19 protein-coding genes and 1 tRNA gene are annotated in these 23,545 nt (G+C 69.9%); 10 read left to right on the forward strand and 10 right to left on the reverse strand.

Annotation, left to right across the window (positions count from 1 at the left end; genetic code table 11):
• Positions 1 to 305 precede the first annotated feature (305 nt).
• Genes FZ025_RS11050 through FZ025_RS11060 form a run of 3 tightly spaced genes read left to right on the forward strand, consistent with a single transcriptional unit; the run spans position 306 to position 6,070 of the window.
• Positions 306 to 1,490: an efflux RND transporter periplasmic adaptor subunit gene (locus FZ025_RS11050; protein ID WP_484606967.1), complete on the forward strand. Its 1,185-nt coding sequence runs from the start codon at positions 306 to 308 to the stop codon at positions 1,488 to 1,490.
• A 9-nt stretch (positions 1,491 to 1,499) separates the two neighbouring features.
• The gene (locus tag FZ025_RS11055) at positions 1,500 to 4,628 is read left to right on the forward strand and encodes an efflux RND transporter permease subunit (RefSeq protein ID WP_046977611.1); all 3,129 of its coding nucleotides are present in this window, start codon (positions 1,500 to 1,502) and stop codon (positions 4,626 to 4,628) included.
• A complete protein-coding gene (locus FZ025_RS11060) occupies positions 4,625 to 6,070 on the forward strand; it encodes an efflux transporter outer membrane subunit (protein WP_046977610.1) in 1,446 nt (481 codons plus the stop codon). The genes FZ025_RS11055 and FZ025_RS11060 overlap by 4 nt, the downstream gene beginning before the upstream one ends.
• A 178-nt stretch (positions 6,071 to 6,248) precedes the next feature.
• Here the strand turns inward: FZ025_RS11060 and mnmG are convergent, their stop codons facing one another.
• Both mnmG and FZ025_RS11070 read right to left on the reverse strand, forming a co-directional pair.
• A complete protein-coding gene (mnmG, locus tag FZ025_RS11065) occupies positions 6,249 to 8,138 on the reverse strand; it encodes a tRNA uridine-5-carboxymethylaminomethyl(34) synthesis enzyme MnmG (RefSeq protein ID WP_046977609.1) in 1,890 nt (629 codons plus the stop codon).
• Between the two features lie 511 nt (positions 8,139 to 8,649).
• Positions 8,650 to 9,168, reverse strand: coding sequence for a hypothetical protein (locus FZ025_RS11070; protein WP_046977608.1), 519 nt, complete (start codon positions 9,166 to 9,168; stop codon positions 8,650 to 8,652).
• 164 nt (positions 9,169 to 9,332) lie between these two features.
• Between FZ025_RS11070 and FZ025_RS11075 the strand changes: the two genes are divergently transcribed.
• From FZ025_RS11075 to FZ025_RS11085, 3 genes are read left to right on the forward strand one after another with little or no spacing between them, the layout of a single operon-like run.
• Positions 9,333 to 10,292, forward strand: a complete 960-nt coding sequence (locus tag FZ025_RS11075; protein ID WP_046977607.1) for a pyridoxal-phosphate dependent enzyme — start codon at positions 9,333 to 9,335, stop codon at positions 10,290 to 10,292.
• Positions 10,292 to 10,897, forward strand: a complete 606-nt coding sequence (locus FZ025_RS11080; RefSeq protein ID WP_104558447.1) for a YdcF family protein — start codon at positions 10,292 to 10,294, stop codon at positions 10,895 to 10,897. Before FZ025_RS11075 ends, FZ025_RS11080 begins: the two co-directional genes overlap by 1 nt.
• Positions 10,898 to 10,948: 51 nt before the next feature.
• Positions 10,949 to 11,377, forward strand: coding sequence for a ketosteroid isomerase-related protein (locus FZ025_RS11085; RefSeq protein WP_046977605.1), 429 nt, complete (start codon positions 10,949 to 10,951; stop codon positions 11,375 to 11,377).
• Between the two features lie 279 nt (positions 11,378 to 11,656).
• Here FZ025_RS11085 and bioC read toward each other — a convergent pair whose 3' ends face one another.
• From bioC to bioB, 6 genes are all read right to left on the reverse strand, one after another.
• A complete protein-coding gene (gene bioC, locus FZ025_RS11090) occupies positions 11,657 to 12,547 on the reverse strand; it encodes a malonyl-ACP O-methyltransferase BioC (protein ID WP_046977604.1) in 891 nt (296 codons plus the stop codon).
• Positions 12,548 to 12,934: 387 nt separating this feature from the next.
• The gene (locus FZ025_RS11095) at positions 12,935 to 13,711 is read right to left on the reverse strand and encodes an SDR family oxidoreductase (RefSeq protein ID WP_046977603.1); all 777 of its coding nucleotides are present in this window, start codon (positions 13,709 to 13,711) and stop codon (positions 12,935 to 12,937) included.
• 187 nt (positions 13,712 to 13,898) lie between these two features.
• On the reverse strand, positions 13,899 to 14,660 hold the full coding sequence (gene bioH, locus FZ025_RS11100; RefSeq protein WP_046977602.1) for a pimeloyl-ACP methyl ester esterase BioH: 762 nt from the start codon (positions 14,658 to 14,660) through the stop codon (positions 13,899 to 13,901).
• Positions 14,618 to 15,001, reverse strand: a complete 384-nt coding sequence (locus FZ025_RS11105) for a DUF7079 family protein (protein WP_053057124.1) — start codon at positions 14,999 to 15,001, stop codon at positions 14,618 to 14,620. Before FZ025_RS11105 ends, bioH begins: the two co-directional genes overlap by 43 nt.
• Before the next feature lie 10 nt (positions 15,002 to 15,011).
• On the reverse strand, positions 15,012 to 16,217 hold the full coding sequence (gene bioF, locus FZ025_RS11110; protein ID WP_046977601.1) for an 8-amino-7-oxononanoate synthase: 1,206 nt from the start codon (positions 16,215 to 16,217) through the stop codon (positions 15,012 to 15,014).
• A gap of 120 nt (positions 16,218 to 16,337) precedes the next feature.
• A complete protein-coding gene (bioB, locus tag FZ025_RS11115; RefSeq protein WP_046977600.1) occupies positions 16,338 to 17,393 on the reverse strand; it encodes a biotin synthase BioB in 1,056 nt (351 codons plus the stop codon).
• Between the two features lie 49 nt (positions 17,394 to 17,442).
• Between bioB and FZ025_RS11120 the strand changes: the two genes are divergently transcribed.
• A complete protein-coding gene (locus FZ025_RS11120) occupies positions 17,443 to 18,168 on the forward strand; it encodes a ComF family protein (protein ID WP_046977599.1) in 726 nt (241 codons plus the stop codon).
• A gap of 100 nt (positions 18,169 to 18,268) precedes the next feature.
• On the opposite strand, the gene ubiA is transcribed toward FZ025_RS11120, so the two are convergent.
• Complete coding sequence (gene ubiA, locus FZ025_RS11125) at positions 18,269 to 19,171, reverse strand: 4-hydroxybenzoate octaprenyltransferase (RefSeq protein ID WP_046977598.1); 903 nt, start codon at positions 19,169 to 19,171, stop codon at positions 18,269 to 18,271.
• Positions 19,172 to 19,327: 156 nt separating this feature from the next.
• On the opposite strand from ubiA, the gene FZ025_RS11130 reads away from it, so the two are divergent.
• Positions 19,328 to 19,404 (forward strand) — tRNA-Arg (locus FZ025_RS11130).
• A 503-nt stretch (positions 19,405 to 19,907) separates the two neighbouring features.
• On the opposite strand, the gene FZ025_RS11135 is transcribed toward FZ025_RS11130, so the two are convergent.
• A complete protein-coding gene (locus tag FZ025_RS11135; protein WP_046977596.1) occupies positions 19,908 to 20,399 on the reverse strand; it encodes an Lrp/AsnC family transcriptional regulator in 492 nt (163 codons plus the stop codon).
• A 541-nt stretch (positions 20,400 to 20,940) separates the two neighbouring features.
• Here FZ025_RS11135 and FZ025_RS11140 point away from each other — a divergent pair.
• Positions 20,941 to 22,038, forward strand: coding sequence for a helix-turn-helix transcriptional regulator (locus FZ025_RS11140; RefSeq protein WP_046977595.1), 1,098 nt, complete (start codon positions 20,941 to 20,943; stop codon positions 22,036 to 22,038).
• A gap of 96 nt (positions 22,039 to 22,134) precedes the next feature.
• Positions 22,135 to 23,454 carry an alpha/beta hydrolase gene (locus FZ025_RS11145; protein WP_046977594.1) on the forward strand — a complete coding sequence of 440 codons (1,320 nt, stop codon included), beginning with the start codon at positions 22,135 to 22,137 and terminating at the stop codon, positions 23,452 to 23,454.
• Positions 23,455 to 23,545: the final 91 nt, after the last annotated feature.

Below are 23,545 nucleotides of genomic sequence, written 5' to 3' on the forward strand. Positions count from 1 at the left end.
GCCCCTGCGGATGTTCGTCATCGTCGCGACCGACGGCTGCGGCCACGCGTGGCCATGACCGTTGCATGACATAGTGCCTGCACGCGATCGGCAGGCGCGCGTTATCGCGCATCGCACGCTGAAATATCCGTATGCGGATGCGATACGAAGGTATCGCCGCAACACCAATCTTTCGCCAATCTTTCTGCGCGCGCACGAAAGTTGAAGTGGCAGCTGACTGCCGTTTTCGCAGGGATATATCGCGGGAATACATTTCGTGTAGCGTTGCGCGCTTCGATCTTCCCGCCCCCTCGATTTCGACGCCCATGTTCGACGCCTTCGCCGCGCCTCGTTGTTTCATTCTCTGTGGATCCGTTGTTGCGCTCGCGATGGCGACGGGGTGTTCGTCCACCGCGCAAACGCCGGCGCCGGTCGAGGTCGGCACCATCGTGGCGAGCGCGCAGACCTTGCCGGTGGAGCAGACCCTGCCCGGCCGCACCGTCGCCTACGCCGTCTCCGACGTGCGCCCGCAGGTCAACGGCCTGGTGCGCAAGCGGCTGTTCACCGAGGGCCAGGAAGTCGCGGCCGGGCAGGTGCTCTACCAGATCGATCCGGCGCCGTACCAGGCCGCCTACGACACCGCCCGCGGGCAACTCGCCCAGGCCCAGGCCGCGGTGCTCGCGGCGCGGCCCAAGGCCGAGCGCTACCGCACCCTGGTCGCTCTGGATGCGGCCAGCAAACAGGATGCCGACGATGCGCTGGCCGCCTTGAAGGAAGCCGAAGCCAACGTGGTGGCGGCGCAGGCGTCGTTGCAGGCGGCGCGGATCAATCTCGACTACACCCGGGTGACGGCGCCGATCTCCGGCACCATCGGCACCTCGGCCTATACCGCCGGCGCGCTGGTGACCGCGCAGCAGGACGCGGCGCTGACCAGGATCCAGCGCCTGGACCCGATCTACCTGGACGTGAGCCAGTCCAGCACGCAGCTGCTGGCGCTGCGCGAGCAGCTCGATGCCGGCCGGATCAAGGCGACCGACGGCAAGGTCTCGGTGCGGGTGCGGCTGGAGGACGGCAGGTTCTATCCGCATCCCGGCACGCTGGAATTCGTTGGCACCGCGGTCGATCCGGGCACCGGCGGGGTCACCCTGCGCGTGGTCGTGCCCAATCCGCAGCACCTGCTGCTGCCCGGCATGTACCTGCGCGCGCTGCTGCCGTTGGCCAGCGACCCGGGCGCGATCCTGGTGCCGCAGCAGGCGGTGACCCGCGATGCCAAGGGCGAGCCGCTGGTGAAGCTGCTCGACGCGCACGACCGGGTCGTGGAGCGCCGGATCCGCACCGGCGACACGGTCGGCCACGCTTGGGTGGTGCAGGCCGGACTCAAGCCGGGCGAACGGCTGATCGTGGTCAACGGCAGCCGCGCCGAGATCGGCAAGCCGGTCACGCCGTACGCGGTCAGCGCCGCGCAGCTCGAGGCCGCGCCAGCGGTGTCGGGCGACGCCCAGGCCGACTGAGGAGCTGCCATGTCGCGTTTCTTCGTCAATCATCCGGTGGTGGCCTGGGTCATGGCCATCGTCGTCGTCCTGGTCGGCATGCTGGCCATCCATGCGCTGCCGGTCGAGCGCTATCCGCAGATGGCGCCGCCGACCATCACCGTGCGCGCCACCTACACCGGCGCTTCGGCGCAGACCATGGAGAATACCGTCACCCAGCTGATCGAGCAGTCGCAGCAGAGCCTGGACCACCTGCTGTACATGACCTCGACCAGCGCCTCGGACGGGACCGCGCAGGTCAACCTGGTGTTCGAGACCGGCACCAATGCCGACACCGCGCAGGTACAGGTGCAGAACCAGCTGCAGTCGGTGATGTCGGTGCTGCCGCAGGCGGTGCAGCAGAACGGCCTGGTCATCACCAAGTCCAGCGGCTCGCTGTTCGAGGTGGTGGCGTTCACTTCCGACGACGGCAGCATGGACAACTTCGATGTCGCCAACTACATGGAATCGAACATCGACGACCAGATCAGCCGGGTCAGCGGCGTGGGCAACATCCAGCCGATGGGCTCGGAATACGCCATGCGCATCTGGCTGGATCCGGAGAAGCTGCGCAAGTACGCGCTGATGCCCTCGGACGTGGAGAATGCGCTGCAGGCGCAGAACACCGACGTATCGGCCGGCGAGATCGGCGGCCAGCCGGCCCCGCGCGGGCAACGCCTGGATGCGACCGTGACCACGCGCAGCCGCCTGCACACGCCGGCGCAGTTCGGCGCGATCGTGCTCAAGAGCGGTCCCGGCGGCGCGGCGGTGCACCTGTCCGACGTGGCCAGGATCGGCCTGGGCCCGGAAACCTACGACAGCATCACCCGCTTCAACGGCAAGCCGTCGGCCTCGCTCGGCATCGAGCTGAACGCCGACGCCAACGCGGTGGAAACGTCCAGGGCGATCGACGCGCGCCTGCAGGAGCTCAAGCAGTACTGGCCGCACGGCTACACCTACCACATCGCCTTCAGCACCACGCCGTTCGTGACCACCTCGATCAAGGAAGTGGTCATCACCCTGATCGAAGCGGTGCTGCTGGTGGTGGCGGTGATGTACCTGTTCCTGCAGAACTGGCGCGCCACGCTGGTCCCGACCATCGCCGTGCCGGTGGTGCTGATGGGCACCTTCGGCGTGCTGGCCGCGTTCGGCTACTCGATCAACACCCTGACCATGTTCGCGATGGTGCTGGCGATCGGCCTGCTGGTGGACGACGCCATCGTGGTGGTGGAGAACGTGGAGCGGGTGATGAGCCAGGAAGGGCTGCCGCCGAAGGAGGCGACGCTGCGCTCGATGCAGCAGATCGGCGGCGCGCTGGTCGGCATCGTGCTGGTGCTGACCGCGGTGTTCGTGCCGATGGCCTTCTTCAACGGCGTCACCGGGGTCATCTACCGGCAGTTCTCGATCACCATCGCCGCCTCGATGATCCTGTCGGTGCTGGTGGCGATGACCCTGACCCCGGCGCTGTGCGTCACCATCCTCAAGCCGCTGCACCAGGGCGAGGCGCCGATCGGCTCGCACGGCCGCCTCGGCTGGTTCTTCGTCTGGTTCAACACGCGCTTCCGCCAGCTGTCCGAGCGCTACCGCGCAATGGTCGAGCGGGTGCTGGGCCGGCGCGCGCTGAGCCTGCTCGCCTACGCGCTGCTGCTGGTCGTCACCGGCGTGCTGCTGTGGCGCCTGCCCGGCGCGTTCCTGCCCGACGAGGACGAGGGCATGCTCAACGTGCTGGTCAAGCTGCCGGCCGGCTCCACCCTGGAGCAGACCATGGCGGTGACCGACCGCCTGACCAAGGCCGCGCTGCACGAGCCGGGCGTGCGCTCGGTGCTGTCCTCGGCCGGCTTCAGCGTGACCGGCGCCGGCCAGAACGTCGGCATGGCCTTCGTCCGCCTCAAGGACTGGGACGACCGCGAAGACGATGCCGACACCATCGCCGCGCATCTCAACAAGGCCTTGGCCGACGTGCCCGACGCGGAGCTGTTCGTGACCTCGCCGCCGGCCATCAGCGGCCTCGGCGACGCCTCCGGCTTCACCTTCGAACTGATGGACTACGAAGGCGCCGGCCACGCCGCCCTGGTGAACGCGCGCGACACGCTGCTGCGCCTGGCCGGGCATGATCCCAAGCTGCGCGACGTGCGCTACGCCAGCCTGGAGGACGCGCCGGTCTATGCGGTCAAGATCGACGACGACAAGGCGCAAGCGCAGGGCGTGGACCCGGGCGACATCAACGCCACGCTCAACAGCGCGCTCGGCGGCGACTTCGTCAACAACTTCATCTACAAGGGTCGGATCAAGAAGGTGTACGTGCAGGGTGACGCCGAGGCGCGCATGGCACCGCAGGATCTGCAGCGCTGGACGGTGCGCAACGCCGGCGGCGACATGGTGCCGATGTCCGCCTTCACCACCTCGCACTGGACCAGCGCGCCGGCCGCGCTGGAGCGCTACAACGGCGTGTCGGCGATGGAACTCACCGGCCAGGCGGTGGCGGGCGTCAGCTCCGGCGCGGCGATGGACGCCATGGCCGAACTGAGCAAGCAGTTGCCGCATGGCTTCGGCTATGCGTGGTCGGACATGGCCTACCAGGAGAAGCTGTCGGCCAACCAGGCGCCGGCGCTGTACGCGATCTCGCTGCTGTTCGTGTTCCTGTGCCTGGTGGCGCTGTACGAAAGCTGGACGATCCCGTTCGCGGTGATGCTGGCGGTGCCGGTGGGCGTGTTCGGCGCGGCGCTGCTGATGACCGTGCGCGGCCTGCAGAACGACGTGTATTTCCAGGTCGGCCTGCTGACCACGGTCGGCCTGGCGGCCAAGAACGGCATCCTGATCGTCGAGTTCGCGCGCGAGCTGGAACATCGCGGCGAACCCCTGCTGGCGGCCACCCTGCATGCGGTGCAGATGCGCCTGCGGCCGATCCTGATGACCTCGCTGGCATTCCTGCTCGGCGTGCTGCCGCTGGTGTTCAGTCACGGTGCCGGCTCGGCCGCGCGCCACTCGCTGGGCACCGGCGTCACCGGCGGCACGCTGGCCTCGATCACCCTGGGCCTGTTCTTCGTGCCCTTGTTCTACGTCATCGTGCGCAGCGTGGTTCCCGGGCATGCGCGTCTGCCGCAGGAGGCCACGCCATGAGTGCGCGTTCGCTGCGCCTGCTGGCCGCGGCCTGCTGCGCGGCGCTGGCCGCGTGCAGCATGGCCCCGCACTACGCGCGCCCGGCGGCGCCGGTGCCGCTGCAGTTCGGCAACGCGGGCACCGCCGCGCCCGGCGCCGACAGCGCCGCACCGGCGCTGCCGGACTGGCGCGCGGTATTCCTGGATCCGCGCCTGCGCCAGGTCATCGCCCTGGGCCTGGACAACAACCGCGACCTGCGCGTGGCCATGCTCGATATCGACAAGGCGCGCGCGCAGTACCGGATCCAGCGCGCCGCGCTGGCGCCGACGCTGGATGCCAATGCCAGCAGCAGCCGCCAGCGGACCAGCGCCAGCGCCAGCGACACCGGGCAGGCGCAGATCGGCAGCAGCGACACCCTGCAGGTCGGCATCAGCAGCTGGGAGCTGGACCTGTTCGGTCGCGTACGCAGCCTGAAGAACGAGGCGCTGGAAACCTGGCTGGCCAGTGCCGAAACCCAGCGCAGCGTGCGCCTGAGCCTGATCGGCCAGATCGCCGACGACTGGCTCGCGGTCGGCGCCGACCAGCAACTGCTGGCCCTGGCGCAGCAGACCCTGGACAGCCAGGAGCAGACGCTCAGGCGCAGCCGTGCCCAGCACGACAACGGCATCGGCTCCGGCCTGGACCTGGCGCAGATCCAGAGCAGTGTGGAAGCGGCCCGCGTCGACGTGGCGCGCGATGCCACCCAGCTCGCGCAGGCCCGCGACGCGCTGCAACTGGTGGTCGGCGCGCCGGTGGACGCGGCGCTGCTGGCCGGCGCCGATGCGGTCGACGGCAGCGTGGCGCTGGCGCCGGTGCCGGCGCGGTTGGATGCCGCGGTGCTGCTGCAACGCCCCGACGTGCTCGCCGCCGAACATGCGCTGAAGGCGGCCAACGCCGACATCGGCGCCGCCCGCGCGGCGTTCTTCCCGACCGTGACCCTGACCGCGTCCACCGGGCGCAGCAGCGATGCGCTGTCCACGCTGTTCGCGGCCGGCGCGCGGACCTGGTCGTTCGTGCCCAACCTCACCGCGCCGATCTTCCACGCCGGTGCGCTGAAGGCCTCGCTGGACGTCTCCAGGATCGGCAAGAACATCGCCGTGGCGCAATACGAGAAGGCCATCCAGAGCGCCTTCAGCGATGTCGCCGATGCGCTGGCGCAGCGCGATCACCTCGACGCGCAGCTGAGCGCGCAACGGGCGCTGGTGGACGCGGTGCGGCGCAGCCACGCGCTGGCCGAAGCGCGCTACCGCGCCGGCGTGGACGACTATCTGCAGGTGCTGGACGCGCAGCGTTCGCTGTACGCCGCGCAGCAGGACCTGATCGGCTTGCGCCTGCAGGACGACAGCAACCGGGTCGCGCTGTACACCGTGCTGGGCGGCGGCGCGGATGCGAGCGCGGCGAGTCCTGCCGCGGCGCGCCGATGAGCGCCGCGGTCGGCACATTCTCGATCCAGCCGACGCCGCCTGTGGGAGCGACTGCAGTGGCTCCGACAAAGCTGCGCCCGATGTCGCGCCGCGCCTCCAGCACGGCGGCGCGCTTGTCCGCCGCGAGCGGGTGGATGTCCATGCCGGTCGACCCGGCAGGGTGCCGCCGCGGCGCCGCTCACGCCACCCGGCTGCGCCGCGCGCGCTCCAGGTGCACCAGCAGCAGCGAGATCGCCGCCGGGGTCATGCCGGGAATGCGCTGCGCCTGGCCCACGCTCTGCGGGCGCACGCGCTGCAGCTTCTGCTGCACTTCGGCCGACAGCCCGCGCACCTGCGCGTAGTCGAACGCCTCGGCAATCGGCGTGTCCTCGTGGCGCTGCTGGCGCGCGATCTCCTCGCGCTGGCGGTCCAGGTAGCCGGCGTACTTGATGCCGATCTCGACCTGTTCGGCGACCTGCGTGTCGTCCACGCCCGGACCCAGCGACGGCACCCGCATCAGCGCGGCGTAGTCCAGTTCCGGGCGCTTGATCAGGTCGAGCACGGTGGTCTCGCGGCTGACCGCCACGCCCAGCGTCGCGGCGACCTCGCGGCCCAGCGCATTGCCCGGCGTGGCCCACAGCGCGCGCAGCCGCTGGTTCTCCCGCGCCACCGCTTCCTGCTTGGCCTGGAAGCGCGCCCAGCGCGCCTCCCCGACCAGGCCCAGTTCACGGCCGATGCCGGTCAGGCGCGCGTCGGCGTTGTCCTCGCGCAGCTGCAGCCGGTATTCGGCGCGGCTGGTGAACATGCGGTACGGCTCGGTGGTGCCGTGGGTGATCAGGTCGTCGATCAGCACGCCGATGTAGGCCTGGTCGCGGCGCGGCGACCACGGCTCCAGCCCGCGCACCTGGCGCGCGGCGTTGAGCCCGGCGATCAGGCCCTGCGCGGCGGCCTCCTCGTAGCCGGTGGTGCCGTTGATCTGGCCGGCGAAGAACAGCCCGGGCATCGCCTTGGTCTCCAGCGAGGCCTTCAGCCCGCGCGGGTCGAAGAAGTCGTATTCGATCGCGTAGCCGGGGCGGGTGATGTGGGCGCGCTCGAAGCCGCGGATCGACCGCACCAGCTCCAGCTGCACGTCGAACGGCAGCGAGGTGGAGATGCCGTTGGGATAGATCTCGGCCACGTCCAGGCCTTCGGGTTCGACGAAGATCTGGTGGCTGGGCTTCTCGGCGAAGCGCACCACCTTGTCCTCGATCGAGGGGCAGTAGCGCGGGCCGATGCCCTCGATCTGGCCGGTGTACAGCGGCGAGCGGTCCAGCGCGCCGCGGATGATGGCATGGGTGCGCTCGGTGGTATGGGTGATCCAGCACGCCACCTGGCGCGGATGCTCGGCGATCGCGCCCATGAACGACATCACCGGCAGCGGATCGTCGCCGGGCTGCTCCTGCATCGCCGCATAGTCCAGGCTGCGCCCGTCGATGCGCGGCGGGGTGCCGGTCTTGAGCCGGTCCACGCCGAAGCGGCCGTCGCGCAGCGTCTGCGCCAGCGCGGTGGCCGGCGGGTCGCCGGCGCGGCCGCCGGCGTACTGGGTCTGGCCGATGTGGATCTTGCCGGCCAGGAAGGTGCCGGCGGTCAGCACCACCGCCGCGGCCTCGAAGCGCAGGCCGGTCTGGGTGATGGCGCCGCGCACGCACTCGCCGTCCACGATCAGCGCATCCACCGCGGCCTGGAACAGGGTCAGGTTCGGCTGCGTCTCGACCAGGCGCCGGATCGCGCTGCGGTACAGGCTGCGGTCGGCCTGGCAGCGGGTGGCGCGCACCGCCGGGCCCTTGGAGGCGTTGAGCGTGCGCCACTGGATCCCGGCCAGGTCGGCGGCATGCGCCATCGCCCCGCCCAGCGCATCGATCTCCTTGACCAGGTGGCCCTTGCCGATGCCGCCGATGGCCGGGTTGCAGCTCATCGCACCCACCGTCTCCACGTTGTGGGTCAGCAGCAGGGTGCGCGCGCCGGCGCGCGCGGAGGCCAGCGCGGCCTCGGTGCCGGCGTGGCCGCCGCCGATCACGATGACGTCGTAGCGGTAGAAGGAATCGCGCATCGGGGACTCGTCAGCCGGGCCGCGGGGACCGGAATGGGGCGCTCGCGGGGCCGCGCGCGCCGGGAAACAGAAATTTTAGCGGTTGCATCACATGTTTGCGGTTCAGCACTAAAGTTGGCATGCAGTCTGCTGATAACCCTATTGCACCCAACGTGGCAGTGCATCAGGGGCGCACGACTGGAATTGGAACAGGGGCCAGTCACGCGCATGTTGGGGGAGCTGGGGCCGGTAGTCGGGGGACTGCCGGCCTTTTTTTGCCTGCGTTCCGGGCCGTGCCCCAACAAGCGCAAGGCCCCGAACGCGAAAAGCCCCGGCGAGCCGGGGCTTTTCGTTTTAGGCGCCGACGCCCGACAGGGCCAGAACAGGGGGGATCCAGATTTCCCTGTCGGACATCGACATAGACGGTAGGGCGATGACGGTAGGCCGATCCCTTCGGGTCATAAAGCGACGCAGGCGGTCACCCCGTACGGCGTAGAGTGCGTCTTATGCCTGCGTGAAATCAAGCTTTTTCTTAGGGCTCTAGTGTGCGCTTGGTCCCATAGCTGCGCCCCAAATTGCCGGGCCGGGGCGCGGCCGGACGCGACTGCATCGACTGCGGCCGCGGACCGGCGTTGGCGGCATCGGGACGGCGCAGCCGGTCCATGTCGCGCCACGGCGACTTGACCCGGTCGCGACCGCCGATGGCCGGCGGCGGCGGGCGGCCGTTGGCGTCGGGCCGCGGCGGCGGCGGGCGATGCCGCGGCGGACCGTAATAATCGCGGTAGTAGTACGGGCCGCCGTAGCCGTAGTAACCGTAGTCGCCATAGCCATAGCCGTAGTCGCCATAGCCATAGCCGTAGTCGCCGGCGCCGTAGCCGTAGGGCGCGGCGCTGTACGGCGCGTAGTAGCCGTCGGAATAGCCGGCCGGATAGCGGTACTCGACCGATGGGGCGCCGCGGTAGTAGCCGCCGCCGTTGTCGGCGTAGTCGTAGGTGGCGCAGCCGCTCAGCGTGACCAGCAGTCCTGCGGCCCAGATCAGGCGCATGTTCATGGCGAATCCTCTCCCTGAGGCTGGCCGACAGGTTCGGCGTGTTGCATTGAATGCCCCCTTAACTCGCTTCGTCGTTGATTGAACGCTTGAGTCGCGTACAACGGTTGCGTTGCGCCGGTAGCCACGACAATGCCAGCCTGGGGCGATACGTTAACCTTTCACGCATGTTCCCATCTTCACCGCCCGTTTTCGCCGATGTGACGGCCGCGGCCGCGCGGATCGCGCCGCACGCCCAGGCGACCCCGGTCCTGCGCTCGCAGGCGCTGGACGCGTTGGCCGGCGCGACCCTGCACTTCAAGGCCGAGCACCTGCAGCGCGGTGGCGCGTTCAAGTTCCGCGGCGCCTGCAATGCGGTGTGGGCGCTGAGCGAGGCGCAGGCCGCGCGCGGCGTGGTCACCCACTCCTCCGGCAACCACGGCGCGGCGCTGGCGCAGGCCGCGCAGACCCGCGGCATCGGCTGCCATGTGGTGGTGCCCGAGGGTGCGGTGGCGGCCAAGCTGGCCAATATCGCCCGCCACGGCGCCACGCTGTGGCGCTGCGCCGCCAGCATCGCCGCGCGCGAGGCGATGTGCGCGCGGGTGCAGCAGCGGACCGGCGCGACCCTGGTGCATCCGTATGCCGATCCGGCGGTGATCGCCGGCCAGGGCACCGCGGCGCTGGAGTTGCTCGGCGCCTGCGGCCCGCTCGACCTGCTGGTGGTGCCGGTCGGCGGCGGCGGCCTGGCCGCCGGCAGCCGCCTGGCGCTGTCGGCGCTGGCGCCGCAGGCGCGCCTGCTGCTGGCCGAGCCGGCCGGCGCCGCCGATACCGCACGTTCGCTGGCGGCCGGCGCGCTGCGTGTGGACTTCGTCCCCGACACCGTTTGCGACGGCCTGCGCGGCACCCTGGGCGCGCCCAACTTCGCGCTGCTGCACGGCCAGGCCGAAGCGATCGTGGTTGGGGATGACGCGACCGTGGCGGCGATGCGGCTGCTGTGGCAGGTGCTCAAGCAGGTGGTGGAACCCTCCTCGGCGATCGCGCTGGCAGCGGTGCTGGCGCAGCCCGAGCGCTTCGCCGGGCGCCGGGTCGGGCTGATCCTGTCCGGCGGCAACGTCGACCTCGATGCCCTGCCGTGGGGCACGGCGTGATGAAGGCGCGGCGACGCCGCGGCTGGCTCGGCTGGCTTGGCCGGCTGGGCGCGGTGCTGGGCCTGTGGCTGCTGGGCGTGGCGATCTACATCGTCTGGGTCGGCGACCGCGACCAGGCGGCGCCGGCCGACGCGATCATCGTGCTCGGTGCCGCCGCCTACGATGCCAAGCCCTCGCCGGTGTTCGAGGAGCGCATCCGCCACGGCCTGGACCTGTACCAGCGCGGTTATGCGCCGACCCTGATCTTCACCGGCGGCTTCGGCGGCAACGGCGCGCGCTTCGCCGAGTCGCAGGTGGCGCGCCGCTACGCGCTGCGCCACGACGTGCCGGCCGATGCGATCCTGATCGAGACCGTCTCGCGCACCACCCGCCAGAACCTGATCCAGGCGCGCCAGCTGATGCGCAGCCATGGCCTGCACCGGGCGATCATCGTCAGCGATCCGCTGCACATGGCGCGCGCGCTGCGCCTGTGCCGCGAGCTGCAGATCGACGCGCTGGCGTCCTCGACCCCAAGCACCCGCTTCCGCAGCTTCCAGACCCGCTGGCGGTTCCTGCTGCAGGAGGTCTACTTCTTCCATCGCGACCTGCTGGTGCCCGGCGCCTGAACCCGCCCGGCCGCCGTATCATGGGCGTCCGCATGGCATGAGGTGGTGGCGATGAAGAGCGACGGGACCCGTGAGCAGGACCGTGCCATCGAGCTGGTGCTGTCCTACTACGACGCGTTCAACCGCGGCGACTGGGCGGCGATGCTCGACAAGCTCAGCGACGACGTGGCGCACGACCTCAACCAGGGCGCGCGCGAGACCGGCAAGGACAGCTTCGCCGCGTTCCTGCAGCGGATGAATGCCAGCTACCGCGAGCAGCTGCGCGACATCGTGGTGCTGGGCGGGCAGGACGGCCGCCGCGCCGCCGCCGAATACGTGGTGCACGGCGAATACCACCACACCGACGCAGGCCTGCCGCCGGCGCGCGGGCAACCCTACGTGCTGCCCGGCGGGGCGTTCTTCGACATCCGCGACGGCAGGATCGCCCGGGTCAGCAACTACTACAACCTGCAGGACTGGATCGACCAGGTGTCGGCCTGAGCGGTAGTGCACGGCGCGATGGTCGGGCGAGGGAGTGCGTGCTCGTAGGCCTATGGCGTGTGGCTGTTGCGCGCGCCGTAGGGCCGTCGTGGTGCGGGATGCTCACTTTTCCGCACGATTCCTCTATCTGGTTTCCGAGCAAACGCCGTAGCGCTGGCCCGGCCGAGGCTGTGTGCGCTGGGGCGCTTCAACGCAGGACTGTTTACAGGCGGCGAGGTGCTGTGGGAGCGACTGCAGTCGCACACAGTGACATCGCCGGATCAACGATAGTGCGTTGCCTCAATCGCCGCGGCGGCGGATCGGGATCGCCGACACCGGCACCGCGGCGATCTCGCTGCCGCCTTCGCGGATCGGCGCGCCCGGCGGCGGCGCCCAGGCGTGCGCATAGATCACTTCCCAACTGCTCGGCAGCGTGCCGTCGGCACTGCGCAGCGGCTCGTAGGCGGCGCTGGCGGCGGCGAAGCGGCCGCGCCCGGTCAGCGTGTGGCGGCGCGCGTTCAATGCGTTGGTCGCGCCGATCGCGCGCAGTTCGCGCATCAGCGCGGCCAGGTCGGGATAGGTGAGGGTGAACAGGTCGCGGTCCAGCACCGGGTCGCGGAAGCCGGACAGCATCAGCGCATCGCCGAACTGCGCGATCGGCGCGAAGCGGCTCACGTGCGGCGCTTGGCGGTCGGCGTGCGCGAACGCCTCGCGCAGCTCGATCAAGGTATCCGGGCCGAAGCTGGAGCACAGCAGCAGGCCGCCGGGCTTGAGCACGCGGCGGAAGCCGGCGAACACCGCCGGCAGGTCTTCGACCCACTGCAGGCATAGGTTGCTGAAGATCACATCGACGCTGTGCTCGGCCAGCGGCAGCGCGCGCGCATCGGCGCAGACGCGGCCGAACGGCTTCCACCAGCCGGCCTGGCGCTTGGCCTGCTGCAGCATCGGCAGCGCCTGGTCGAGCGCGATCACCTGCGCGCGCGGCCAGCGCTTCTTCATCGTCGCGGCGGCATGCGCCGGGCCGCTGCCCACGTCCAGCACCACCTGCGGCACGCGCTCGCCGAGATAGTCCAGCGATTCCAGCAGGCGCTTCTCGACCTCGTGCTGCAGGGCGGCGGCGGCGTCGTAGCTGGCCGCGGCGCGCGCGAATGCACGGCGGATGTGGTGGGTGTCGAACGAGGAAGGATCCATCGGCGCATTATCGCCGGCCGCGGCGCACGGCGGCCAGCGAAAGGCCGGGAATGGGGAGTCGGGAGTGGGGAATCGAAACGGCTGCGGCGGCGAGGCGGTCGCCTGACTTGCCCATTCCCGTCTCTCCATTCCCTAATCCCCATCGCCATCGCGCATCAGTCCGAGCGCATCAGCGGACGCGGCGCGGACCGCGCGCAGCCATTCACTCGGTCTCGAACCCTGTCCCTTTCCAGGATGGGCCGCGCACCGAGCAACAGGATCTGCCCGCTGAGGCAGTGGCCTGTGCATTGCACGCAGGCGCGCAGGCAGCGCCGAACTCATCCGCAATACAAACGTCAAACCTCGGAAGCAACCGCGCGCAGTCCCCCCATCCCCAATCCCGGCTCTTCAGAACGTCCCCGGATACGCGCCGCCGTCGAGCAGCAGGTTCTGCCCGCTGAGATAGCCGGCCTGCGCGCTGCACAGGAACGCGCAGGCCGCGCCGAATTCCTCTGCGGTGCCGAAGCGCCCCGCCGGGATCTGTTCGCGTTTCTGCGCCGCCACGGCGTCCACGTCGATGCCGCTGCGCTGCGCGGCATGGGCGAAGTTGCCGCGCAGCCGATCGGTGTCGAACTGGCCGGGCAGCAGGTTGTTGATGGTGACGTTGTGCGCGACGGTGCGCCGCGCCAGCCCGGCGACGAAGCCGGTCAAGCCGGCGCGCGCACCGTTGGACAGGCCCAGGCTGTCGATCGGCGCCTTCACCGCCGCCGAGGTGATGTTGACGATGCGGCCGAAGCCGCGCGCCTGCATCGCATCGACGGTGGCGCGGATCAGCGCGATCGGCGCCAGCATGTTGGCGTCCAGCGCGCGCAGCCAGTCGGCGCGCTCCCAGTCGCGGAAATCGCCCGGCGGCGGGCCGCCGGCGTTGTTGAGCAGGATGTCGACCTGCGGGCACGCCGCCAGCGCGGCGGCGCGGCCGGCCTCGGTGGCGATGTCCGCGGCCACCGCGATCACCGTGCCGGCGCCGGGCAGCGCGCGCAGGCCGGCGGCCGCCGCCTCCAGTGCGGGCTGGCCGCGTGCCACGATGACCACGTTGACGCCTTCGCCGGCCAGCGCCCGCGCGCAGCCCAGGCCCTTGCTCGCGGCGCAGACCAGCGCCCATTTGCCGGCGATTCCCAGGTCCATGGCTGCGTTCCGATCGATGGAAGGAACCGCGATGATCGGGCATCGGCGCGACCGCGGCCAGCGCGATGCATCGCTCCGGCCGGGAATCCCGCTCCTGTGTAGGAGGGGCTTCAGCCCCGACGCTTTACCGGTCACGCGTCGATGGTGGAAGCCTTCTCACAGTGGAAGCCTTCTCACAAGGGAAGCGCTATTCCAGGCCGGCGAGAAACCCGCGCAACGCATCGGCCACCGCATCGGCATGGCCGAGGAACGGTGCATGGCCGCCGCCGGCGATGCTCAGCGTCTGCGCCTGCGGCGCCAGCGCCGCGGCGTCGTGCATGCCGGCGGCCGAGACCAGCCGGTCGCGTTGGCCGCTGAGCCACAGGCTGGGCACGCGCAGGCCCGGCAATGCGCGGCGCAGGTCGCTGCGCTCGAGCAGCGCCAGCCCGTCCTGCAGCGCCTGCGCATCGGGTTCGCCGCGTGCGCTCAGGGTCTCGCGCAGCGTGCGCAATTCGGCGCGCGCATGCGCCGAGCCGAGCGTGTCCAGCGCCAGGAAGCGGTCCAGGGTGCCGCGGTAGTCATCGGCCAGGTCGCGGCCGAACTGCGCGAACACCTGCGGTTCCACCGCGTGCGGCCAGTCGCCGCCGCGCACGAACCGCGGCGTCGCCGCGAGCATCGCCAGGCCGCGCACCTGCGGCTGGGTCGCCGCGGCATGCAGCGCGAACAGCCCGCCCAGCGACCAGCCCAGCCACGCCGCCGGCGGCGTCGCCGCGGCGATCGCATTGACCACGTGCGGCAGCGCCAGCGGGGTGTCGTCGCCACGGCTGTGGCCATGCCCGGGCAGGTCCACCAAGTGCATGCGGAACTGCGCCGACAGGCGCTCGACCAGCGGCGCGAAGATGCCGCCATGCAGCGCCCAGCCGTGGATCAGGACCAGATCGGGGCCGTGCCCCAGGGTTTCGATGTGCATCGTCGATCGTGCGCCGAATGGGAAAAGAGAACCGGGTAGCGCCGCGCTCGGCGTTGCGCGCGCAACGCCAGCAGCTGCGGCGGCAGCAAGCGCCACTGTTGGCGCGGGTAGGCGCGCATGCGCCAGGCCGGCCAGTGCTGCACGCTTTCGCGCTGCAGGATCGCCGCGCTCAGCCAGGCGCTGTCGAAGCCCTGCCAGATCCCGGCCACGCTCAGCAGGTTCGGCGCCAGGCGCGGATGCACGTCGTGCAGCAGCATGCGCTGCAGCGTCGTATCCGGCGCGTACGGCTCGGACAGCGCGGCCCAGACCTCGCGGCACGGCGCAAGGTGGCCGTCGTTCACGGCAGGCCGCTCACGCCGGCAGGCCGACCGGATGCGCGGCCAGGCGGTCGCGCGCCAATGCCAGCGCGTCCAGCAGCGCCTGCACCTGCGCCGGCGTGTGCAGCGCGGACAGCGTCACCCGCAGCCGCGACTTGCCGTCCGGCACGGTCGGCGGGCGGATCGCCGAGACCAGGAAGCCGGCCTGCTCCAGCGCCGCCGACAGCGCCAGCGCGCTGGCCTCGTCGCCGCACAGCAGCGGCTGGATCGGCGTGTCCGAGGCCATCAGTTGCAGGCCATGGCGGCGCGCGCCGCCGCGGAACGCAGCGATCGCCTCGGCCAGGCGTTCGCGCCGCCACTGGTCGCGCCGCGCCAGCTTGACCGCGGCCAGCGCGGCGGCGGCCTGCGCCGGCGGCAGCGCGGTGGTGTACAGATAGGGCCGCGCGGTTTCGGCCAGGTGCCGGATCAGCGCCTCGTCGCCGACCACCAGCGCGCCGTAGCCGCCCAGCGCCTTGCCCAGGGTCACCAGCTGCAGCGGCACGTCGTCCACGCCCAGCCCGGCCTCGGCCACGCAGCCGCGGCCATGCGGGCCGAGCACGCCGACGCCGTGCGCATCGTCCACGTACATCAACGCCTGCTGCACGCGCGCGACCAGGGTCAATGAGCGCAGCGGGGCGATGTCGCCATCCATGCTGAACACGCCATCGGTGGCCAGCATCGCCGCGCCGTCGGCGGCGTGCTTGAGCTGGCGCATCGCGCCCTCGGTATCCAGGTGCGGATAGCGGCGCAGGCGGCAGCCGGCCAGGCGGGTGGCGTCGAGCAGGCTGGCGTGGTTGAGCCGGTCCTGCACGCACACGTCTTCTTCTTCGCTCAGCAGGGCCTGCTGCACCGCCAGGTTGGCGAGGAAGCCGCTGCCGAACAGCAGCGCGCGCGGATAGCCGAGCCAGTCGGCGACCTCGCGTTCCAGGTTCTCGTGCAGCGCGTGATGGCCGCAGACCAGGTGCGAGGCGGTGGCGCCGACGCCCTCGCGCGCGGCCGCGTCCTGCAACGCGGCGAGCACTTCGAACTGCTGCGCCAGGCCCAGGTAGTCGTTGCTGCAGAAGCCGGTCAGCCAGCGTCCGTCCAGCTCCAGGCGCACGCCGTCGCGGCGGCCCACGCTGCGGCGCACGCGGATGCGGCCCTGCGCCTCGCGCAGCGTGCGCAAGGACTGGATGCGGTCGTGCAGATCGGGACGGGCCATGGGCGGTGGGGCATGGGGCGGCTGGCTAGCGTAGCGCGTCCCCGGCCGGGCCGGGCGCCGCCGGCGATGCACGGCCGGATCGGCGGACGGACGCGCGATCGCCGGCGCGGCGCGCTGGCGTCAGACCAGCGCCGCGGCGATCGCCGGCCTGTCCGCTGTCGGCGCCGGCGCGGTGATGTCCGCGTGCACGGTGCCGGGATGGTCATGCGCGTCGGCGTCCATCTGCACCTGCATCGGCGTCAGCCCCAGCCGCGCGAACAGCGCCTGGTCGCGCGCGGTGTCGGGGTTGCCGGTGGTCAGCAGCTTTTCACCGTAGAAGATCGAGTTGGCGCCGGCGCAGAAACACAGCGCCTGCAGTTCGTCGCTCATGCTCTCGCGGCCGGCCGACAGCCGCACCATCGCCTGCGGCATCGCGATGCGGGCCACGGCGATGGTGCGCACGAACTCGAACGGATCCAGCTCGACGGTGCCGTGCAGCGGGGTGCCGGCGACCTGCACCAGGCGGTTGATCGGCACCGAGTCCGGATGCACCGGCAGGTTGGCCAGCGCCTGCAGCAGGCCGGCGCGCTGGTCGCGCGATTCGCCCATGCCGACGATGCCGCCGCAGCAGGTCTTCATGCCGGCATCGCGCACGTGGGCGAGGGTGTCCAGGCGGTCCTGGTACTGGCGGGTGTGGATGATCGTGTCGTAGAAGTCCGGCGCGGTGTCCAGATTGTGGTTGTAGTAGTCCAGCCCGGCCGACTTCAGCGCCTGCGCCTGGCGGCCGTCGAGCATGCCCAGGGTGGCGCAGGTCTCCAGGCCCAGCGCCTTCACTTCGCGGATCATTGCGGCCACCTTGGGGATGTCGCGATCCTTCGGCGAGCGCCACGCCGCGCCCATGCAGAACCGCGAGGCGCCGGCGGCCTTGGCCTGGCGCGCCTTGGCCAGCACCGCCTCGGTGCTCATCAGCTTCTGCGCGTCCACGCCGGTGTCGTAGCGCTGCGCCTGCGGGCAGTAGGCGCAATCCTCCGGGCAGCCGCCGGTCTTCACCGACAGCAGCGTGGACACCTGCACCTGCGCCGGGTCGAAGTGTTCGCGATGCACCGCGGCGGCGCGGTGCAGCAGCTCCGGGAACGGCAGAGCGAACAGGGCGAGCAATTCCTGGCGTTGCCAGTCGTGGCGGACGACAGCGGACATGGGGGTTTCCTGACGGTAGGCGGCTGGGAAAGCGGGCAGTCTGGTGAGCATGGATATCCCTGTCAACTTCATTGGCGGGCATCGGGTTGACGGCTGCTGGCGACGGCTGCAGCGCTGGGTGCTGCCGGAGCGCTGCCTGGTCTGCGCCGAACCTGGCGCCGCCGACCTGGACCTGTGCCCGGCCTGCCGCGACGCGCTGCCCTGGAATGCCAGCGCCTGCCAGGCGTGCGCGCTGCCGCTGCCGGCGCTGGACGCCGCCCAGCGCTGCGGCGCCTGCCAGCGCAAGCCGCCGCCGCTGGCCCTGGTCGCCAGCGCCTGCGTCTACGCCGCGCCGGTCGACGGCCTGCTGCGCCGCTTCAAGTTCCACCAGGACCTGGCCGCCGGGCGTCTGCTGGCGGCGTTGCTGCAGGCACGCTGCGGCGACTTGCCGCGCCCGCAGGCCGTGCTGCCGGTGCCGCTGCATGCCGCGCGGCTGCGCCAGCGCGGCTACGACCAGGCGCTGGAACTGGCGCGGCCGCTGGCCCGCGCGCTGGGCCTGCCGCTGTGCGCCGGCCTGCAGCGCGTGCGCGCCACGGCGCCGCAGTCCGAACTGGATGCACGTGCGCGCCGCCGCAATCTGCGCCATGCGTTTGCGGTGCAGGCGCCGTTGCCGGCGCACGTGGCGCTGGTCGACGACGTGATGACCACCGGCGCGACCCTGCATGCCGCGGCACAGGCGCTGCGCCGGGCCGGCGTGGCCCGGGTCGATGCGTGGGTGGTGGCGCGGGTGCGGTGAGGCGGCGCGGTGTACCCCTGCCACGCCGCAGACGTCTTGCATGGCTGCCGCGGCTGACGGGCGCCGGGCGCGGCGGCGACCTCTTCTTCTCGCCTCGGCGCTACGCCGTGCGCAGCGCCAGCGCCGCGGCGATGCCGGCGAAGATCGCCAGGCCGACCCAGTTGTTGTGCAGGAAGGCGCGGAAGCAGGACGCGCGTTCGCGCGTTCGCGCGATGCGGAATTCGTAGGCGACCAGCAGCGCGGCCACGCCCAGCCCCGCCCAATACCAGACCCCCAGCGCGCCGCGGGTGCCGACGAAGCCCAGCGCGACGAACATCAGCGCGTAGAGGGTGCCCTGCGCGACCAGGTCCAGGTCGCCGAACAGGATCGCGGTGGACTTGGAGCCGGCGCGCAGGTCGTCCTCGCGGTCGACCATCGCATACCAGGTGTCGTAGGCGGTGGCCCACAGGATGTTGGCCGCGTACAGCAGCCAGCCCAGCGCCGGCACCTCGCCGCGGATCGCCGCGAACGCCATCGGGATGCCCCAGCCGAAGGCCATGCCCAGGTAGACCTGCGGCAGGTAGGTGTAGCGCTTCAGGTAGGGATAGCTGGCAGCCAGGAACAGCCCGACCACGCTCAGGCCGATGGTCAGCGGGTTCATCGTCAGCACCAGCGCGAAGGCGGCGAGCATCAGCAGCGCGAACACCGCCAGCGCTTCGCGGCCGCTGACCGCACCGGTGGCCAGCGGCCGCGTGCGGGTGCGTTCGACCTGCGGATCCAGCCAGCGGTCGGCGTAGTCGTTGATCACGCAGCCGGCCGAGCGGGTCAGCCACACCCCGGCGGTGAACACGAACAGCGTCCACAGCGGCGGCACCCCGTCGGCGGCCAGCCACAGCGCCCACCAGGTCGGCCACAGCAGCAGCAGCGCGCCGATCGGACGGTCGCCGCGCAGCAGCTTCCAGTATTGGCCCAGGCGCGCGCGCGGCGGCAGCGCGGCGGGCGTTTCGTAGCGTTGGGAATCCATCGCGCAAGGGTAGCAGCCGGGCCTGCCCGGCGGCAGCGCGGCGCGGTTCGTGGCCGCTGCGACGCAGGCGCGATGCAGGCCGGACCGGCCGCGGCCGCGGGCCAGCGGCCTGGGGCAGACGCGGCGTGCGGTTTGCCGTTAGAATGCGCGTCCGTTGCGCCCGTAGCTCAGCCGGATAGAGTAGTGGCTTCCGAAGCCATTGGTCGGGGGTTCGAATCCCTCCGGGCGCACCAGTTCGAGTTCCGAGTGAACCGCCCCGTGGCCAGACAAACAGTTAGTGAGAAAATTCTCACGAACTACGGGTTTTGGGTGACGGCGACGGTGCTCACTCAAGAGAATCAGCAAGTTACAGGCCCCTCCGCCGCGGGTTTGAGGGTTGCTGAGAATTGGCGCAGCTCTTTTGGCCACGGCCCCGTGACGATCTAGCGGTCCAGTCTTTGCGTTTCCCGACACGTCTTCCTCAATCGATTGCCGCGCCCGGGCCGTTTTGCGGTCATGCGCCTATCTGCCGGCTGCCGGCACCCACCTGCATTTGAGCCATTGCGCCAGATTGCGCTCGATAACCTCACGCGCCGCACTCTAATGCATCCGGTGGCACGCATCTGGGCCACGTCGGGCCGGCATCGGCATTGGCGGAAAGCATTTAGGGCCTATCCCGATAGCGTTAACAGGCCCTGGGGCGTGTCCATCCATGCCCGAGCAGGCCTACCTCGGGCATGGATGACACGCCCCAGGCTCAGCGCGTATCGCCGCCCTGGATCAGCGGATATCCCTTGAAGGACTTCATGTCTTCCATCATGAAATTGGAGACGATCTTCTCGACGCCGAAATTGCCGTCCGTCATCTCCCGCATGATGCGTTTCCAGTCGTGGATGTCGCCGACCACGACCCGCAGCATGTAGTCGTAGTTTCCGCTGATCCGCAGCGATTCCACGATCTCCGGCGTCTTTTCGGCCCACGCGTCGAAATCCACGAATCTGCCGACCGAGTGCCGTTCGAAGGACAGCTGTGCGATCACGATGGTGACCGAGCGGATCCGGTCGATGGTGACGTTGGCACGATAGCCGGTAATCAGGCCTCGCTCTTCCAGGGCGCGGATACGGCGCAGGCACGCACTGGGTGACAATGCCACCTGGTCGGCCAAGACCCGGTTCTTGACCTGGGCGTCCTCCTGCAAGGCCTGGAGGATCTTGAGGTCGATCCGGTCGAGCGAATCCTTGGGTGACATTTCTGGTACCGAACGCAGCGGGCCCTCGAAGTGTCGCCGCTGCATGGATGCGCGACAACAAACTTTCTGTCGCTGGGCATGGGGAAGCGTCCGGGTAGGTGCGCAGCGTATTCATGCGGCGGAACGTCCTGCGCAAGCGTTAACACCCATCCACACGCTCAGATGTTGCGTCATCGGCATCGCTTTCCTTTGGAAAACAACTACATAGGAATATCCGACAGCGCGGGGGCACCACTGGACAACCAGCGGTAACCGGCTTTTCATCAGGTGACGGAGCAGAGGGGGGCCAAGTTCTGAGGTACTTCCGGTAAGTCTCTTGAGGTTAGCGCCCATGCCTGGTCACGGAATTTCCGAACAAGGCAGGGACTTAACCGAAACAGCCTCGCACTCGCGCTTGCCAAGGTTGACTCGAGAATTCTCCACCACCGCCACCGCCATCGAACCGGCACCGACCGCGACCGTTCATCGCCGCAGGACGCAGGCGATCCATCCGGCGCAGACAGGAAGTCCGCGCGCCTGGCAAGAACTAAGGTGAACTTCAATGCTCCTGGACGATCGCACCATCGAAGAAATGCTGGGCTGCGCGGGACAGCAGGCGGAAGTGGCCCGCTGGCGCAGCGTGGCGGTACATGAAGGGCGACGCGAACCGCTCGTTTCCGGTCATGGTTTCCTGCATCGCTACGATGAATCGGTGGGCGATGGCGGCTGGGTGTTCCACCAGCTCAACGACGCCTTGTCGATGGCGGTCGTCGACTTCCGCGCCGCGCACCATCTCTCGCGATTGCACCGTCACGACAACCATCTGGTGTTCTGCGCGTGGATCGAGGGGCGAAGCACGATTTCCGCCAGCGGAGGCCTTGCCGACGAGGAGCTCGCGCATGGGTTCTGCACGTTCTACGGCCTGCCGAGCGGCGATGCCGTGCGTACCGTGTACGAACCAAACCGCCCTCTGCGCTGGGTCTCGATCTTCCTGCGACGCGATCGCATCAAGGACGTCCTTGGCCTGGACGCCCAGGCATTGCCGACGATCTTCCGCGATTACATCCTTCACCGGACGCCCATCGGCCTGCGCCACGTGCCGCTGGACAGCGTCTCAAGCATCGCGGCGACCAAAGCCTTCGAATGCCCCTACCAAGGCGGGCTGCAGCGGCTTTATCTGACCGCGAAGGCGATCGAGATCGTGTGCGCGGTGATCCAGTCGTATGCGGAGGACCGCGACGCCGACAGCCAGGTGTTGCGACGAGGCGATGTCGAGAAGGTCGCACTTGCGAAGCAGGTCATCGAGGAAAACCTCGACGAGCCGCTGAGCGTGTCCGAGCTCGCGGCCGCGGTAGGCATGACCATCAAGAAACTGCAGTACGGGTTCCAGGTGCTGTACCGCGGCAGTGTGGGCCAGGTGTACAAGCAGGTCAGGCTGTCTAAGGCGATGGTGTTGGTGAGCAGCAGCGACAAGTCCATGATCGACATAGCCATCGAGTGCGGCTACGAATGCCCCGGCAGCTTCACCCGCGCCTTCAAGCTTGCATTCGGCTCGTGCCCAACGCTGGTGCGGACCACTGCGATGCGCGGCGTGCTCGCGGAACCGCCGCGCGAGCATGGCGTTGCACCTGCGGCGGCCAAAGCAGTGCTCGTCAATTAGCCGTCTGCGGGTGTCGGCTTTCCGAAGGTTCATCGCCGGGCGTATCCCGGCAAGCAGACCAAGCGTCCATCCATCTGCCGCCATCAAGGAAACTGCATGACCATCGGGCAATCGATCATCGCCGTCGTCGCCTTGGCCGCATGTCTCGGTGCGCCAACGGCTTCCGCGTCTTCCTTGCCTGTGCCCGACGGTGGCTATGCCGTGGGAGTGGCAAGAGCCGAATTCGTGGATGCCTCGCGATCACTCGATGCCGCGGATCGCTCTAGCGGCCCGCGGCGGCTGCCTGCGGTGGTGTGGTATCCGGCAAAGGGCAGCGCCGCCGGCGATGGCTCCGCCTATCTGCAGGCGGACATCGCCGCGACGACGTTGCCCGCGCTGGCTCGTAATTTCGGTTATGCCACCGAGGACCTGGCAGCGGCTGCGACCGCACGCCTGTCCGTGCGTCCGCGAGCGCCGGCGGCGCGTCGTCGGCATGGATTCCCCGTGGTGATATACAGCCACGGATTGTTCCTGTACCCCGAGCAAAACAGCGTGCTCGCCTCGCAGTTGGCGAGCCATGGCTACATCGTGGTGTCGATCGCGCACCCGGGCGATTCCACGGACGTACGCCTGGAGGATCGGCGGGTTATCGCGACGCTGTTGGCAAGCAAGGACGACGATCCGCGCTTCGCCGAGGCTTTCAAGGTCCTGGCGGGCGGTGCGAACCTCGGCGTGCGGCGGGAAGCGCTGAAGGTATATGCCGACTCGCTTGGATCCACTCGCCTGGGTCGTTCGCTCGCGCAGTGGCGCGACGACACGATGTTCGTTGCCCAGGCGATCACCGACCGGAGTGAACCGAAGCCATTGCGTAGCGTATTGGTCAGCGCCGACCGCGATCGCCTGGCCTTCGCCGGCATGTCGTTCGGCGGCGCCACCTCGGCCACTAGCTGCCGGCTCCTGAAAGCCTGCCGGGCGGCGGTCAACCTGGATGGGCAGAACTTCGATCCGACGCTGTTCGACCGGCCTGTCGAGCGTCCCCTACTGCTGATGCTGAGCGACTGGACGCGTTACGGTTTGCTGGCGGGCCAGCCGCGTGATGCCGATTTCAGTTCGAACGATCTCGCCTATGAGTCATGGAAGGACGCGGGGGAGGACGACATGGTGGTGCGCGTCCGTCTGCAGGGCGTCCGACACTTTGGATTCACGGACCTCGCTGCCCTGCTGGACGGACCGAAGCGGGAAGAGCGCGTAGGCGAGATCGGCGGCGAGGAGGCGTTGTCGACGATCGGCGACGTGGTCCTCGCCTTCCTGGATACGTATATGCGCGATGGCGACGCCGCCGGCATCGACCGCGCGATCGAGCGCCATCCCGCGCTCGGGCGCCACGTGCCGGAGCGCTTGCGGGGATGGATGGGCAAGTCGGATCAGGCGCAGTAGCGCAGGCTCGTCGGAACGCGGCGGCAGCGCATGGCGCCGCCGTAGAAGACCCCGGGCCCGGCGCCACGTGCGCCTTGACGAGCATTACCGC

The sequence above is a fragment of the Xanthomonas hyacinthi genome (genome assembly GCF_009769165.1).
Classification (GTDB): Bacteria; Pseudomonadota; Gammaproteobacteria; order Xanthomonadales; family Xanthomonadaceae; genus Xanthomonas_A; species Xanthomonas_A hyacinthi.

Bases quoted from the DNA above. Each gene is read 5' to 3' on its own strand.
- FZ025_RS11140 (WP_046977595.1), top strand. From the start codon at position 20,941: ATGCTCCTGGACGATCGCACCATCGAAGAAATGCTGGGCTGCGCGGGA.
- FZ025_RS11060 (WP_046977610.1), top strand. From the start codon at position 4,625: ATGAGTGCGCGTTCGCTGCGCCTGCTGGCCGCGGCCTGCTGCGCGGCG.
- FZ025_RS11095 (WP_046977603.1), bottom strand. From the start codon at position 13,711: ATGGACCTGGGAATCGCCGGCAAATGGGCGCTGGTCTGCGCCGCGAGC.
- FZ025_RS11145 (WP_046977594.1), top strand. From the start codon at position 22,135: ATGACCATCGGGCAATCGATCATCGCCGTCGTCGCCTTGGCCGCATGT.
- ubiA (WP_046977598.1), bottom strand. From the start codon at position 19,171: ATGGATTCCCAACGCTACGAAACGCCCGCCGCGCTGCCGCCGCGCGCG.
- FZ025_RS11050 (WP_484606967.1), top strand. From the start codon at position 306: ATGTTCGACGCCTTCGCCGCGCCTCGTTGTTTCATTCTCTGTGGATCC.
- bioB (WP_046977600.1), bottom strand. From the start codon at position 17,393: ATGTCCGCTGTCGTCCGCCACGACTGGCAACGCCAGGAATTGCTCGCC.
- bioC (WP_046977604.1), bottom strand. From the start codon at position 12,547: ATGGATCCTTCCTCGTTCGACACCCACCACATCCGCCGTGCATTCGCG.
- FZ025_RS11055 (WP_046977611.1), top strand. From the start codon at position 1,500: ATGTCGCGTTTCTTCGTCAATCATCCGGTGGTGGCCTGGGTCATGGCC.
- bioH (WP_046977602.1), bottom strand. From the start codon at position 14,660: ATGCACATCGAAACCCTGGGGCACGGCCCCGATCTGGTCCTGATCCAC.
- bioF (WP_046977601.1), bottom strand. From the start codon at position 16,217: ATGGCCCGTCCCGATCTGCACGACCGCATCCAGTCCTTGCGCACGCTG.
- FZ025_RS11135 (WP_046977596.1), bottom strand. From the start codon at position 20,399: ATGTCACCCAAGGATTCGCTCGACCGGATCGACCTCAAGATCCTCCAG.
- FZ025_RS11120 (WP_046977599.1), top strand. From the start codon at position 17,443: ATGGATATCCCTGTCAACTTCATTGGCGGGCATCGGGTTGACGGCTGC.
- mnmG (WP_046977609.1), bottom strand. From the start codon at position 8,138: ATGCGCGATTCCTTCTACCGCTACGACGTCATCGTGATCGGCGGCGGC.
- FZ025_RS11085 (WP_046977605.1), top strand. From the start codon at position 10,949: ATGAAGAGCGACGGGACCCGTGAGCAGGACCGTGCCATCGAGCTGGTG.
- FZ025_RS11070 (WP_046977608.1), bottom strand. From the start codon at position 9,168: ATGAACATGCGCCTGATCTGGGCCGCAGGACTGCTGGTCACGCTGAGC.
- FZ025_RS11075 (WP_046977607.1), top strand. From the start codon at position 9,333: ATGTTCCCATCTTCACCGCCCGTTTTCGCCGATGTGACGGCCGCGGCC.
- FZ025_RS11080 (WP_104558447.1), top strand. From the start codon at position 10,292: ATGAAGGCGCGGCGACGCCGCGGCTGGCTCGGCTGGCTTGGCCGGCTG.